The sequence below is a fragment of the Blastococcus deserti genome (genome assembly GCF_042682525.1).
Classification (GTDB): domain Bacteria; phylum Actinomycetota; class Actinomycetes; order Mycobacteriales; family Geodermatophilaceae; genus Blastococcus_B; species Blastococcus_B deserti.
Window position 1 is genome coordinate 22,515 of record NZ_JBHUHP010000030.1, and the last position, 13,661, is coordinate 36,175.

Below are 13,661 nucleotides of genomic sequence, written 5' to 3' on the forward strand. Positions count from 1 at the left end.
GGGCTCTCACGCGCGCAGGCGCAGGCCCCGGGGGGTGGCGGCGAAGCCGGCCGCCTGCAGCGCCGCCGACAGCGGCGTCGACTCGTGCACCGAGGCGCCGTCGGTCTTCTGCACCACCATGCGGCCCAGCGCGCCGGCCGACACCGCGCCGGAGAGGGCGGTGGCCGCCTCCTTGAGGACGTGCTCGTCCTCGGTCCAGGACAGCAGCGTCTTGCCACCCCGTTCGACGTAGAGGACCAGGTCGCCGTCGACGAGGACCACCAGCGCACCGGCCTTCCGGCCGGCCCGGTGCCCCGACGCCCGCCGGCCCGCACCGGTGCCCTCGCCCAGGTCCACGGCCTGGTGATCGGGATCGCCGCCCGTGGATCGCTCGGGCCAGGGAAGGGCGGCGCCGTAGACGTTGGCCGGGTCCGTGGCCGCCAGGACGACGGCTCCACCGGGTACCCGGTCCGGCGAGGCGAAGCCGCGCAGGCGGTCCACCGATCCCGGCGTTCCGAACTGGGCGGCGCCGAGGGTCTCGACGAAGTAGCCGCGCCGGGCCCGGCCGCTCTCCTCGAACGCGCGCAGGACCGGGTAGACGGCCGAGAAGCCGCCGGGCACCTGCTCGGCCGTCACGGCGCCGCGGGTGAGCACGCCGTGCCGCTCCAGCAGAGCCTCCGCCCGCGCCGTCGTCCGGCGGGTGCTGTTGGCCTCGCGATCGGGCAGGCGGGACCACCGGCCGGCCACGGTCGGCGGGCCGGTGCGCGTGGGCATGGCGGGCCGGCCGAGCCGCGCCCGCCCGTGCCGGCCGCGGTCGATCCGGGCCCGGGGCGCCTGCGGGCGGCTGCGGTGCGTGCCACCCCCGCCCAGCCGGGTGCGCAGCGGTGCCAGGGTGTCGTTGGTCAGCACCCCGGCCCAGACCAGGTCCCAGACGAGGTCGGCGAGCGCGGCGTCATCGGTGGCCCCGATCAGGTCGGACAGCCCGCGGAAGAACAGCGCCTGCCCCCCGGCCAGCTGCTCGAGCACGGGGGCCGCCTCGCCCGGCACCTCGAGCGGCTCGGGCAGGAGCAACGGGGCGAGATCAGCCGGGACCAGGCTGATCCAGCCGTCTCCGCCGGGCAGCCCACCGGCGCCGGCCCACAGCACCTCACCGGCGCTGGTCAGCTCGTCGAGCATGGCGGGGGAGTAGTCGCGGACCCGCGCGGGCAGCACGAGGGACTCCAGGGCGCTGGCCGGCACGAGAGCGCCGGCGAGCTGCTCGACGACCGCCAGCACCCCGTCGGGCCCCCGGAGCCGGCCGCCGACGCCCTGCCAGGACGGCGTGAAGCGCGCCAGTGCGCCCATGGGCACGGGCTCGACCTCCTGGCGCAGCTTGGCCAGGCTCCGGCGGCGGATCGAGCGGAGCACCTCGGCGTCGCACCACTCCTGGCCGCTGCCGCCGGGCCGGAACTCGCCGGTGACGAGCCGGCCCGTAGCGGTCAGCCGGTGCAGGGCGGCGGTGACCACGGCGACCCCGAGACCCAGCCGCGTGGCAACGTCGGCGGGCTGGAAGGGACCGTGGGTGCGGGCGAACCGGCCCACGAGATCGCCGAGCGGATCGGCCACCGGCTCGGTGAAGACCTCGGGTACACCCACGGGCAGTGCGGTGCCGAGGGCGTCGCGGAGCCGGCCGGCGTCCTCGATGGCGACGTAGCGCTCGTGGCCCGCGATGCGCACCTCCAGGGCGCGGCGCGAGCCGACGAGCTCCTCCAGCCAGCTCCGCGGCACGCCGCGGGCCGCGGCCTCGGCAGCGGTCAGGTCGCCCACCACGCGCAGGAGGTCCGCGGCCCCGTCCATGTCCCGTGGATGCCGCTGCGCGGGCAGCCGCTGCAGCTCCGCCTCCACCTCGGCCATGGCCTCGGCGTCGAGCAGCTCGCGCAGCTCCGAGCGGCCGAGCAGCTCGGCGAGCAGCCCGGTGTCCAGGGCCAGCGCCTGGGCCCGGCGCTCGGCCAGCGGTGCGTCGCCCTCGTAGAGGAACTGGCCGACGTAGCCGAACAGCAGCGACTGCGCGAAGGGCGACGCGGAGTCGGTCTGGACGTCCACGACGCGGACCTTGCGCGACCGCACGTCACGCATCAGCTCGAAGAGTCCGGGCACGTCGTAGACGTCCTGCAGGACCTCGCGGGCGGCCTCCAGGGTGATGGGGAACGAGGAGAACTCGCTGGCCACCGAGAGCAGCTGGGCCGCACGCTGCCGTTGCTGCCACAGCGGCGTCCGGCGGCGCGGGTCACGGCGGGGGAGGAGCAGCGCCCGGGCCGCGCACTCCCGGAACCGGCTGGCGAACAGCGCGGAGCTGCCCACCTCGGCGGTCACCTCCCGCTCGACGTCGTCGGGGTCGAGGACGGCCAGGTCGGCCTCGGGCGGCTCCCCGGTCGTGTCGGGCAGCCGCAGCACGATGCCGTCGTCGGAGTGCATGGATGCGACGTCGACGCCGTACCGCTCCCGCAGCCGGGCGGCCAGCACCAGGGCCCACGGTGCGTTGACCTGCGCACCGAACGGCGAGTGCACGACCAGCCGCCAGTCGCCCAGCTCGTCACGGAACCGCTCGACCAGCAGCGTGCGGTCGTCGGGCAGGTGGCCGGTCGCCGCCTTCTGCTCGGCGAGATAGGCCTGCAGGTTCGCCGCGCCCCACTCGTCGAGCCCCGCCGCGCGGGCCCGCTCCAGCCCGGCCTCCGGCGTCGCGGACCCGACCTCGCGCAGGAAGGCGCCCAGCGCCCGCCCCAGCTCGAGGGGCCGGCCGGGGGCGTCGCCGTGCCAGAACGGCATCTTCCCGGGCTGGCCGGGAGCCGGGGTGACCAGGACGCGGTCGTGGGTGATGTCCTCGATGCGCCACGAGGAGGAGCCGAGCAGGAAGACGTCGCCGACGCGGGACTCGTAGACCATCTCCTCGTCGAGCTCGCCCACCCGCCGTCCGCCCGTGCCCTCGGCGCCGACGAGGAAGACGCCGAACAGGCCCCGGTCGGGGATCGTGCCCCCGCTGGTGACGGCCAGCCGCTGCGCGCCGGCGCGGGCGGTGAGGGTGTCGGTGACGCGGTCCCAGGTCAGCCGGGGCCGCAGCTCGGCGAACGCGTCGGAGGGGTAGCGCCCGGCCAGCATGTCGAGGACGGCGTGCAGCGCGGATTCGGGCAGCGAGGAGAAGGCCGCCGACCGGCGCACGAGTGCCCCCACCTCGTCCACCGTCCGCGGCCGCTCGGACACCATGGCGACGATCTGCTGGGCCAGCACGTCCAGCGGGTTGCGCAGGTAGCGGATCGACTCGATCGCGCCGGCCTTCATGCGCTCGGTCACCAGCGCGCACTGCACGAGGTCGCCGCGGTACTTGGGGAAGAGCACGCCCCGGCTGACCGCCCCCACCTGGTGACCGGCGCGGCCCACGCGCTGCAGCCCGCTGGCGACCGTCGGTGGAGCCTCGACCTGCACGACGAGGTCGACGGCGCCCATGTCGATGCCCAGCTCCAGGCTCGAGGTGGCCACCACCGCGGGCAGCCGGCCGGACTTGAGCGCCTCCTCGACGATCGCCCGCTGCTCGCGCGACACCGAGCCGTGGTGCGCGGCCGCGACCGGCTGGACACCCTCGGGGACTCCGCCGCCGGACCCCGCCTGGGCCATGAGGGCGGCGGCGTTCGTGCCGGGCGGCACGGTCTCGCCGGTGGCCCGCTCATAGGCGAGCTCGTTCAGCCGGCTGGTCAGCCGCTCGGCCAGCCGGCGGGAGTTGGCGAAGACGATCGTGCTGCGGTGGGCCTGGACCAGGTCGAGCACCCGCTCCTCGACGGCGGGCCAGATCGACGTCCGTGGCTGGTTCCCCGCCGCGGAGCCCTCCAGCTCACCGGTCGGCCGGCCCAGCTCGCTCATGTCCTCCACCGGGACGACGACCGAGAGATCCCACTCCTTGGTGGCCGGCGGGGCGACGACCTGCACCGGACGCCCGCCGGCCAGGTAGGTGGCCACCTCCTCGATGGGGCGCACCGTGGCCGACAGCCCGATCCGCTGGGCCGGCCGCTCCAGCAGCTCGTCGAGCCGGTCGAGGGAGACCGCCAGGTGGGCGCCGCGCTTGGAGTCGGCGACCGCGTGCACCTCGTCGACGATCACCGTCTCGATGCCGCGGAGCGCTTCCCGCGCCGAGCTGGTGAGCAGCAGGAACAGCGACTCGGGTGTGGTGATGAGGATGTCGGTCGGCCGGCGGGTGAAGGCGCGGCGCTCCTCCGCCGGGGTGTCACCGGACCGGATGCCCACCCGGATCTCCGGCCGGGCCAGGCCCAGCCGGGCCGCGGCCTGACCGATGCCGGCCAGCGGGGCCCGCAGGTTGCGCTCGACGTCGACCGCCAGGGCCTTGAGCGGGGAGACGTAGAGGACCCGGCAGCGCAGCTGCTCGTCGGCCGGCGGCGGCACGGCGGCCAGCCGGTCCAGCGACCACAGGAACGCCGCCAGCGTCTTGCCCGACCCCGTGGGCGCCACGACGAGGGCGTGATCGCCGCTGCTGATGGCCTCCCACGCGCCCTGCTGGGCGGCGGTGGGCCGTGCGAAGGCGCCCGTGAACCACGCCCGGGTGGCCTCCGAGAACCGGTCGAGAGCGGACACGCTGTTCAGTCTCCCCGCGACGTACGACACTTCGCCGGTCGGCGGCGGCCGCGGAGGTCGCCGGCCGCCCGTCCGAGGACAGGAGCGCCCGTGGGCAACCCCGAGGTCGTCGATCCGCGGACCCGGGCGGGGTACGTGCTCGACGTCGAGGACCCCTTTCCCGGGCCCGAGCTGGACCGGAGACTCTGGCTGCCGCACCACCTGCCGCAGTGGAGCTCGCGGGCGTCGTCCGCCGCTCGGTACCGCCTCGACGGCGGCCACCTGCGGCTGCTGATCGAGGACGGGCAGCCGCCCTGGTGCCCGGAGTTCGACGACCACGTGCGGGTCTCGTCGCTGCAGACCGGCGTGCGCTCGGGGCCCGTCGGCAGCCGGGACGGGCAGCACCGCTTCTCCGCGGAGGCGGTCGTCCGGGAGGCGCAGGACGATCTCCGGCTCTACACCCCCCGCTACGGGTTCTTCGAGCTGCGGGCCCGGGTCACCGACGACCCCAGCACCATGTGCGCGTTCTGGATGATCGGCGTCGAGGACCGGCCGGAGCGCTCGGCCGAGATCTGCATCTGCGAGATCTTCGGTCGCGACGTCGGGCCGGGGTCCGCGTCGGTCGGCATGGGGGTGCACCCGTTCGGCGATCCCGCGATCACCGACGAGTTCGCCGCCCGTCCCGTGCCGATCGACGCGCGGGAGTTCCATGTCTACGCGGCCGAGTGGACCCCCTCCCATGTCGCCTTCTTCGTCGACGGGGAGCTGGTCACGGTCGTCGGCCAGTCCCCGGGCTACCCGATGCAGTTCATGTTGGGCATCTACGCGTTCCCGGGGCCGGACGGCGTCCTGCCGCCCGCCGCGGCGGCCCGCGAGTTCGTCGTCGACTGGTTCCGCGGTTATCGCCGCGGGGCGCCCTGACTCGGGCAGACTGCGCCCGTGCGCCCGAGCCCTCCCGAAGCCGCCGTCCTCTCCCCGGACCCGGTCGCCGTCCAGCGCCGGACCGTCGGCGTCCTCAGCGGAGGGGTGGCGCTCGCCGGGCTCGGGGTGACCGTGGGCATCACCGTCGGGGGACTGCTCGCCCGGGACGTCGCGGGCACCGACACGGCGGCCGGCCTGGGCTCGACGGCCGGCGTGCTCGGTGCCGCCGTCCTCGCCGTCCCGCTGGCCCGCATCAGCGACCGGTCCGGACGGCGTGCCGGCCTGGCGGTGGGGTACGCGATCGCCGTCGCGGGCGCGCTGGTGACCGTGGGCGCGGCCGCGCTCTCCTCGCTGGCCCTGCTGCTGGTGGGGCTGTTCGCCTTCGGCGCCGCCACCACCTGCGGGCTGCAGGCCCGCTACGCCGCGGCCGACCTGGCCGCGCCGGCCCGCCGGGGACGGGATCTGTCCCTGGTGGTGTGGGCAACCACGGTGGGCTCGGTGCTCGGCCCCAACCTCGCCGGACCCGGAGCCGACCTCGGCCGTCTCCTCGGGCTACCCGCCCTCGGTGGCGCCTTCGTGGTGTCGGCGCTGGCGTTCGCCGTCGTGGCGGCCGCCCTGCTCGCGTTCCTCCGGCCCGATCCGCTGCTGCTCGCCCGGCGGCTCGGGGGCGGCGGGAACAGCCCCCGGCCGCGCAGGGCCACCGGGAGGGCCATGCGCGCGGTGTGGGGCTCCCCGGAGGGCCGCCTCGGGCTCACCGCCGTGGTCGTCGCCCACTCCGTGATGGTCGGCGTCATGGTCATGACACCCGTGCACATGGGGCACGCGGGCGGCCCGGAGGGGGCGACGCTTCGCGTGATCGGGCTGGTCATCAGCGTGCACGTCGCCGGCATGTACCTCTTCTCGCCGCTGGTCGGCCTCCTCGCCGACCGGGCCGGCCGGACGCCGACCGTCGCGGTGGGCGGGGTCCTCCTGCTCGCCGCCGCGGCGCTGGCCGGGACAGCCGCGCCCGGCGCCGCCGTGCGGATGGGCGTCGCGCTCCTGCTCCTCGGGCTGGGCTGGTCGTGCGGCCTGATCGCCGGCTCCACGCTCGTCACCGAGTCCGTCGGACCCGACGTGCGGCCGACCGCCCAGGGCGGCACCGACCTGCTCATGGGCCTGGGTGCGGCGGTGGCCGGCGTGGTCGGGGGTCCGCTGCTCGCGCTGGGCGGTTTCGGCCTGGTCACCGGCGTCTCGGCCGCGCTGGTGGTGCCGCTGGCCGTCGTCTGGGCGGCCGGCCTGCGGGCCGCCGTCAGCGGTCGCGGAAGTTCTTGATCATCAGGATCACGCCGACCAGCATCGCCGTGAAGATCGCGATCTGGAGGACCAGGTCCCATGCCGCCGAACCCGTGCCGGGGATCATGACCCGAGCCTAGGCCCGGCGCACGCGGCGGCGTCCGCCGGTTAACGTCGGAGCGTGCGCCTGCAGGAGTTCTGGTCCCGTCTCGACCGCCAGTTCGGGCCGATGCGGGCCCAGAGCGTGGCCCGCGATCACGTGTTCGCCGTGCTCGGCGGGCGCAGCGCGGTCGAGGCCATCGATGCCGGCCTGCCGGTGCGGAAGGTGTGGCTGGCCATCTGCGAGGAGTACGAGGTTCCGCCCAGGGACCGCTGAGGACCGGCCGGCGACGGCGGCGTGTCGCCCTGGCGATCGAACAGGTGTTCGCCCTACAGTGGCGTCCACAGGCCGAACCGCTCTCCACAGATCCGCCAGGGCCCCGGAATTGTCAGACCCCCGTCCTAGCGTCGGTCCCGACAACTTCCCCAGAACTTCGAAGGTGACCACCATGGCAACGCTCGACCGCGACAAGGCCCTCGACATGGCCCTCGCTCAGATCGACAAGCAGTTCGGCAAGGGCTCGGTCATGCGCCTGGGCGACAGCCCCGAGGTGGCCATGAAGGTCATCCCGACCGGCTCGATCGCCCTCGACATCGCCCTCGGCATCGGCGGCCTGCCCCGTGGCCGCGTCATCGAGGTCTACGGACCGGAGTCCTCCGGTAAGACCACGGTCGCCCTGCACGCGGTGGCCAACGCGCAGGCCGCCGGCGGCATCGCGGCCTTCGTCGACGCGGAGCACGCGCTCGACCCGGAGTACGCCCGCGCGATCGGGGTCGACACCGACGCGCTGCTGGTCAGCCAGCCCGACACCGGTGAGCAGGCGCTCGAGATCGCCGACATGCTGATCCGCTCCGGCGCGCTCGACATCATCGTCATCGACTCCGTCGCCGCCCTGGTGCCCCGTGCCGAGATCGAGGGCGAGATGGGTGACAGCCACGTGGGTCTGCAGGCCCGTCTGATGAGCCAGGCGCTGCGCAAGATCACCGGTGCGCTGAGCAACTCCGGGACGACGGCGATCTTCATCAACCAGCTCCGCGAGAAGGTGGGCGTGGTCTACGGCTCGCCGGAGGTCACCACCGGTGGTCGCGCGCTGAAGTTCTACTCGTCGGTCCGCCTCGACGTGCGCCGCATCGAGACCCTGAAGCAGGGCACCGACGCGGTCGGCAGCCGAACCCGCGTCAAGGTCGTCAAGAACAAGGTCGCTGCGCCGTTCAAGCAGGCCGAGCTCGACATCCTCTGGGGTCAGGGCTTCAGTCGCGAGGGCGGGCTCATCGACGTGGGCGTCGAGCAAGGCATGGTGAAGAAGTCCGGCGCCTGGTACACGTACGACGGCGACCAGCTCGGTCAGGGCAAGGAGAACGCCCGCAACTTCCTGAAGGACAACCCCGACCTCGCCGACGAGATCGAGAAGCGGATCAAGGAGAAGCTGGGTATCGGACCCACGCTCGGAAGCCCGGCCGACGCGCCGGCTGCACCCGCCGACTTCTGAGCCGGCCGGTGACCGGCGCTCCGTCGACCCGCCGCCGCGGCCCCGGCCCCAATCGGGGCCCGCGGCGGCCGGCGGGCCCCGGCCGGGAGGAGACGCCCGACCCTGACGTCGTCCCGGGTTCTCCCGAGGACGAGATGGGCGATCCGGAGTCGGTGGCCCGGGGCATCTGCCTGCGCGCACTGACCGGGGCGCCGAAGACCCGCCAGCAACTCGCCGATCTGCTGGCCCGGCGCGGCGTGCCCGACGACGCGGCCGAGACGGTGCTCGACCGGTTCGTCGAGGTCGGCCTCATCGACGACGCCGCCTTCGCCCGCGCCTGGGTGACCTCCCGCCAGGCCGGTCGAGGCCTGGCTCGGCGCGCACTGACCGCGGAGCTGCGCGCGAAGGGGGTCGAGGTCGAGGTCGCCGCGGCCGCGGTCGAGGCGGTCGACGACGACGACGAGCGCGCGGCCGCCCGGCGGCTCGTGGAGCGCCGGCTGAGCGCCATGCGCCGTCTCGACCGGGCCACCGCGACCCGCCGGCTGATGGGCATGCTGGCCCGCAAGGGCTACAACGGCGGGTTGGCCGCCGCCGTCGTCCGGGAAGCCCTCGACGCCGACGGTGCAGCCGACGGTGCACCAGACGACGCCTACGAAGGGCTCGACGAGGACAGCCTCCTGCCCTGACCCGATCGGCCCGCTGGAGGGCGAGACCCCCTGCGGGCGTACCCCCGGACCTGGCTCAGGTGGGGTCGGGGTCCTTCGGACCCTGCCGGGCTCCGGTGCCCGGCACGAGCTCGCTCACGCCGCCGTACGGTTCGTGCCGCCGGCCGGCGTGCGCCTCCGCGTCCAGCCGGTCGCGCAGGTGCGGGTAGTGGGCCTCGAAGGCCGGCCGCTCCGACCGGATCTTGGGGATCTCGACGAAGTTGTGCCGCGGCGGCGGCGAGGACGTCGCCCACTCCAGCGAGTTCCCGTGCCCCCACGGGTCGTCGCGGAGTGCCAGACGCCCGTACTTCCAGGAGTGCACCACGTTGTAGAGGAACGGCAGCACCGAGCTCCCCAAGATGAACGCCCCGATCGTCGACACGAGGTTCAGCGCGGTGAACTCGTCCGTGGCCAGGTAGTCCACGTAGCGGCGCGGCATGCCCTCGTTGCCCAGCCAGTGCTGGACGAGGAAGGTCGTGTGGAAGCCGATGAAGGTGAGCCAGAACTGCAGCTTGCCCAGCCGCTCGTCCATCATCCGGCCGCACATCTTCGGGAACCAGAAGTAGATGCCGGCGTAGGCGGCGAACACCACGGTGCCGAAGACCACGTAGTGGAAGTGCGCCACGACGAAGTAGCTGTCGTTGACGTGCCAGTCCAGCGGCGGGCTGGCCAGCAGCACGCCGGTCAGGCCGCCGAGCAGGAAGGTGACCATGAAGCCGATCGAGAACAGCATCGGCGTCTCGAACGTCAGCTGGCCCCGCCACATCGTGCCGATCCAGTTGAAGAACTTCAGCCCGGTCGGTACCGCGATCAGGTAGGTCAGGAAGGCGAAGAACGGCAGCAGCACCGCACCGGTCGCGAACATGTGGTGCGCCCACACCGCCAGCGACAGGAACCCGATGGCCATCGTCGCCCCGACCATGCCCTTGTAGCCGAACAGCGGCTTGCGGCTGAACACCGGGATGACTTCGGTGACGATGCCGAAGAACGGCAGCGCGATGATGTAGACCTCGGGGTGGCCGAAGAACCAGAACAGGTGCTGCCACAGCATCGGCCCACCGTTCTCGTCGGAGAAGACGAGGGCGCCGAGGTTGCGGTCGGCCAGCATGCCCATGATCGCCGCGGTCAGGATCGGGAAGGCCACCAGGATCAGCAGGCTCGTGACCAGCGTGTTCCACACGAAGATCGGCATCCGGAACATGGTCATGCCCGGCGCGCGGAGGCAGACGATCGTGGTGATGAAGTTGACCCCGCCGAGGATGGTGCCGAGGCCGCTGACGGCCAGGCCGGCGAACCACAGGTTCTGACCGGCGCCCGGCGAGTGCACGGCGTCGGAGAGCGGGGCGTAGGCGTACCACCCGAAGTCGGCCGCGCCGCCCGGCGTGATCAGCCCCGACACCACGATGAGGCTGCCGAAGAGGAACAGCCAGAACGAGAGGGCGTTCAGCCGGGGGAAGGCGACGTCGGGTGAGCCGATCTGCAGCGGCATGACCAGGTTGCCGAACGCGAAGAACAGCGGCGTCGCGAACATCAGCAGCATCAGCGTGCCGTGCATGGTGACCAGCTGGTTGTACTGCTCCGGCGACAGGAACTGCAGGCCCGGCTGCCCCAGCTCGCCCCGCATGAGCAGCGCCATGACTCCGGCCATGATGAAGAAGCCGAACGAGGCCGTCATGTACATCAGGCCGATCGTCTTGTGATCGGTCGTGCGGAGGATGTTCGCCAGCCGGGAGCCCTTGGCGGCGACGTGGGCGGGGCTCGGCCGGCTGACGATCGGCTGGGGGGCGATCGCGGTCATGCCGCGCCCCGCTCTCCCGCGCTGCTGCACCCCATGGGTCCCCGGCGGGGACCTCCGACACTGCGGGACATGAGCGGCCCCCGGTCCTCTGCGCTCGGCGCACGCCTGCGGATCACCGCCGCTCGCCGTGCTGGGAGCGGCAACGCCATCGTGGCGCATCCGGGCGCGGAGGGAAACCCGGCGGAGCAGCGGCATCGTCCCCCGCGGGGACCCGTGCGCCGACGGCGTCAGCACGAGGGGAGCAGGCGCCGGTCCGTCGCCGACCCGGGGTGGGTCAGCGGGGCGGAAGTACTCCTCCGCCGCCGCCCATCTGGACGTCGGCGGGCAGCTCGACCTCTGCCGTCGCCGCCGCCTTCGTGCTCCGCCGGGTCCGGCGCTCGACGTACTTGGCCAGCTGCGACAGGAGCACGTTGACCAGGATGTAGAGCAGGCCGGCGCCGACGTAGAGCTGGAACGTGTAGATGTTGCCGAACCGGAAGTTGAAGAACTCGACCAGGCCGCGGGCTTCCCGCAGCAGCTCCGAGTAGCCGACGATGAAGCCCAGTGACGAGTCCTTGAGCAGGACGACGAGCTGGGCCACGAGCACCGGCAGCATCCTGCGGACCGCCTGCGGCAGCAGGATCTGCATCATCACCTGCGACTTGCGCATGCCCAGGGCGAAGGCGGCCTCCCGCTGGCCGCGGTCGACCGACAGGATCCCGGCCCGGAAGATCTCGGCCAGCACCGCCATGTTGTAGAGCGTGAGGCCGAGCACGAGGGCGCCGAACGCGCTGATCGGCACCCCGACCTGCGGCAGGAACAGGAAGCAGAAGAAGATCAGCACCAGCAGCGGCACGGCACGGAAGAACTCGACCACGGCCCCGACGGGCCCGCGGAGCCAGCCGTGGTCGGAGAGCCGGCCGAACGCCAGCAGCGCCCCGAACACGGTGGCCAGCACCATGCCGACGACCGCCACCTGCAGCGTGCGCACCAGGGCCCGGCCCAGCGCCTGGGGGACGCCCGCGGCCGGGTCGAAGAGCACCGCCCACCGCGCGGGGTCCAGCTGCCCGTTGCCGTTCAGTCGCCAGAGGACCACGCCGATCAGGGCGAGGACCAGCACCGCGCCGACCGCCGTCCCGAGGCGGATCCGGCGTCGGGCACGCGGCCCGGGGACGTCGAACAGGACGCTGGCGCTCATCGGACGATGGCCAGTCGACGCTCCAGCACGCGGATGCCCCAGGCGGAGGGCAGCGTGATGATCAGGTAGCCGATGACGACGGCGAGGAAGACCGCCAGCAGGCGGTCGGCGTTGACGTTGCTCAGCCGCTGCAGCGAGGCGGTCAGCTCGGTGACGCCGAACCCGGCGGCGATCGAGGTGTTCTTCGCGAGCGCGATCCACACGTTGCCCAGCGGCGGCACGACGGTGCGGAAGGCCTGGGGGAGGACGACGGTGCCCAGGCTCTGCCGGAAGTCCAGTCCCAGAGCCCGGGCGGCCTCGGCCTGACCGGGTGGGACCGCGTTGATGCCCGAACGGATCGCCTCGCAGACGAACGCCGCGGTGTAGAGCCCCAGGGACAGGACCGCGGCGACGAAGCCGCTGCCGATGACCAGGTCGATCTGGGGGAGCCCGAAGACGAGGAAGAAAAAGACCACCGTCAGCGGGGTGTTGCGGAAGGTCTCCACGTACAGGGTGGCCAGGCCGCGCAGCGGGCCGACCGGGCTGACGCGGAACGCGGCCAGGAGCGTGCCCACGACCAGCGCCAGCAACCCGGAGAGCACCGACAGCGACAGCGTGGTCAGGAACGCCGAGCGCAGCAGGTCCCAGTTGTCGGCCACGAAGCCGATCACGGTGTCCTCCCTCCGATGGGTCGCGGGGATGCTGCTGCCGGCGGGCGGAGGGCCGCGCCGCCGGCAGCAGCGGTGGTGCTCAGTACCGGTCGACCTGCGGCGGCTCGGGAGCCTCCTCGCCGGTGATGGCGCCCGCGGTGCGGTCCCACGCCTCGGCCCACGAGCCGTTCTCGAAGGACTCCTCGAGGACGTCGTTGATGAAGTCGCGGAACTCGTCGTCGCCCTTGGCCAGGCCGATGCCGTAGGGCTCCTCGGTGAACGGGTTGCCGACGAGCTCGAAGGCGCCGTCGCTGCCCGCGACCAGGCCGGTGAGAATGACGTTGTCCGTCGTGACGGCCTGCACCTGGCCGTTGGCCAGCGCGTCGGCACACTTGGAGTACACGTCGAACGTCGTCAGCTGGGCCTCGGGGTAGTTGTCCCGGATGTTCTGCGCCGGGGTCGAGCCCTCCACCGAGCACACGGTCTTGCCGGCCAGGTCCTCCGGACCCTCGATGCCCTCGGGGTTGCCCTTCGCCACCATGATGTCCTGGCCGGCGATGTAGTACGGCCCGGCGAAGTCGACGACCTGCTTGCGGGTGTCGTTGATCGTGTACGTCGCCACGACGATGTCGACCTGGCCGTTCTGGATGAACGGCTCCCGGTTGGCCGAGACGGTCTCGACGAACTCGATGCCGTCCTCCTCGATGCCCAGCTCGGCGGCGATGATCTTGGCGATCTCGACGTCGAAGCCCTCGGGCTGCTGGGTCTGCGGGTTGCGCAGGCCGAACCCGGGCTGGTCGAACTTGGTGCCGACCGTGATCGTCCCGGCCTCGTTGAGCTCGGCCATCGTGGTGCCGGCCTCGAACTCGACGTCCTCGGCGACCTCGGCCGTGTTCTCCGCCGCCTCTTCGGCCTGGTTGCCGGCCTCGCTGGCACAGCCGGCGAGGACGAGGCCGGCCACGGCCGCGGTGGCGGCGTAGCGGGTGATGCGCATGAGCGGTCCTTCCATGGGGACGG

The 13,661-nt window shown here is 73.2% G+C and carries 10 protein-coding genes; 5 read left to right on the forward strand and 5 right to left on the reverse strand.

Going from position 1 to position 13,661, the window contains the following annotated elements; all coding sequences use genetic code 11:
• Positions 1–6: 6 nt before the first annotated feature.
• Positions 7–4,596, reverse strand: coding sequence for an ATP-dependent helicase (locus ACFSHS_RS20010; RefSeq protein ID WP_376879972.1), 4,590 nt, complete (start codon positions 4,594–4,596; stop codon positions 7–9).
• Between the two features lie 90 nt (positions 4,597–4,686).
• On the opposite strand from ACFSHS_RS20010, the gene ACFSHS_RS20015 reads away from it, so the two are divergent.
• The 5 genes from ACFSHS_RS20015 (at position 4,687) to ACFSHS_RS20035 (ending at position 9,022) form a co-directional block, all read left to right on the forward strand.
• Complete coding sequence (locus ACFSHS_RS20015; RefSeq protein WP_376879974.1) at positions 4,687–5,496, forward strand: glycoside hydrolase family 16 protein; 810 nt, start codon at positions 4,687–4,689, stop codon at positions 5,494–5,496.
• Between the two features lie 18 nt (positions 5,497–5,514).
• On the forward strand, positions 5,515–6,807 hold the full coding sequence (locus tag ACFSHS_RS20020) for an MFS transporter (RefSeq protein ID WP_376879976.1): 1,293 nt from the start codon (positions 5,515–5,517) through the stop codon (positions 6,805–6,807).
• Between the two features lie 142 nt (positions 6,808–6,949).
• Positions 6,950–7,144, forward strand: a complete 195-nt coding sequence (locus ACFSHS_RS20025) for a DUF3046 domain-containing protein (RefSeq protein ID WP_376879979.1) — start codon at positions 6,950–6,952, stop codon at positions 7,142–7,144.
• A 172-nt stretch (positions 7,145–7,316) separates the two neighbouring features.
• Positions 7,317–8,357, forward strand: coding sequence for a recombinase RecA (recA, locus tag ACFSHS_RS20030; RefSeq protein ID WP_376879982.1), 1,041 nt, complete (start codon positions 7,317–7,319; stop codon positions 8,355–8,357).
• Positions 8,358–8,491: 134 nt separating this feature from the next.
• A complete protein-coding gene (locus tag ACFSHS_RS20035; protein WP_376879984.1) occupies positions 8,492–9,022 on the forward strand; it encodes a regulatory protein RecX in 531 nt (176 codons plus the stop codon).
• Positions 9,023–9,077: 55 nt separating this feature from the next.
• Here the strand turns inward: ACFSHS_RS20035 and ctaD are convergent, their stop codons facing one another.
• The 4 genes from ctaD to ACFSHS_RS20055 all read right to left on the reverse strand — a co-directional run bounded on the left by ctaD (position 9,078) and on the right by ACFSHS_RS20055 (position 13,638).
• Positions 9,078–10,838, reverse strand: coding sequence for an aa3-type cytochrome oxidase subunit I (ctaD, locus tag ACFSHS_RS20040; RefSeq protein WP_376879986.1), 1,761 nt, complete (start codon positions 10,836–10,838; stop codon positions 9,078–9,080).
• A 274-nt stretch (positions 10,839–11,112) separates the two neighbouring features.
• Entirely contained in the window at positions 11,113–12,015 is a 903-nt protein-coding gene (locus tag ACFSHS_RS20045) for an amino acid ABC transporter permease (RefSeq protein ID WP_376879988.1), read from the reverse strand.
• The gene (locus ACFSHS_RS20050; RefSeq protein WP_376879991.1) at positions 12,012–12,665 is read right to left on the reverse strand and encodes an amino acid ABC transporter permease; all 654 of its coding nucleotides are present in this window, start codon (positions 12,663–12,665) and stop codon (positions 12,012–12,014) included. The genes ACFSHS_RS20045 and ACFSHS_RS20050 overlap by 4 nt, the downstream gene beginning before the upstream one ends.
• A 79-nt stretch (positions 12,666–12,744) precedes the next feature.
• On the reverse strand, positions 12,745–13,638 hold the full coding sequence (locus ACFSHS_RS20055; RefSeq protein WP_376879993.1) for a glutamate ABC transporter substrate-binding protein: 894 nt from the start codon (positions 13,636–13,638) through the stop codon (positions 12,745–12,747).
• Positions 13,639–13,661 lie beyond the last annotated feature (23 nt).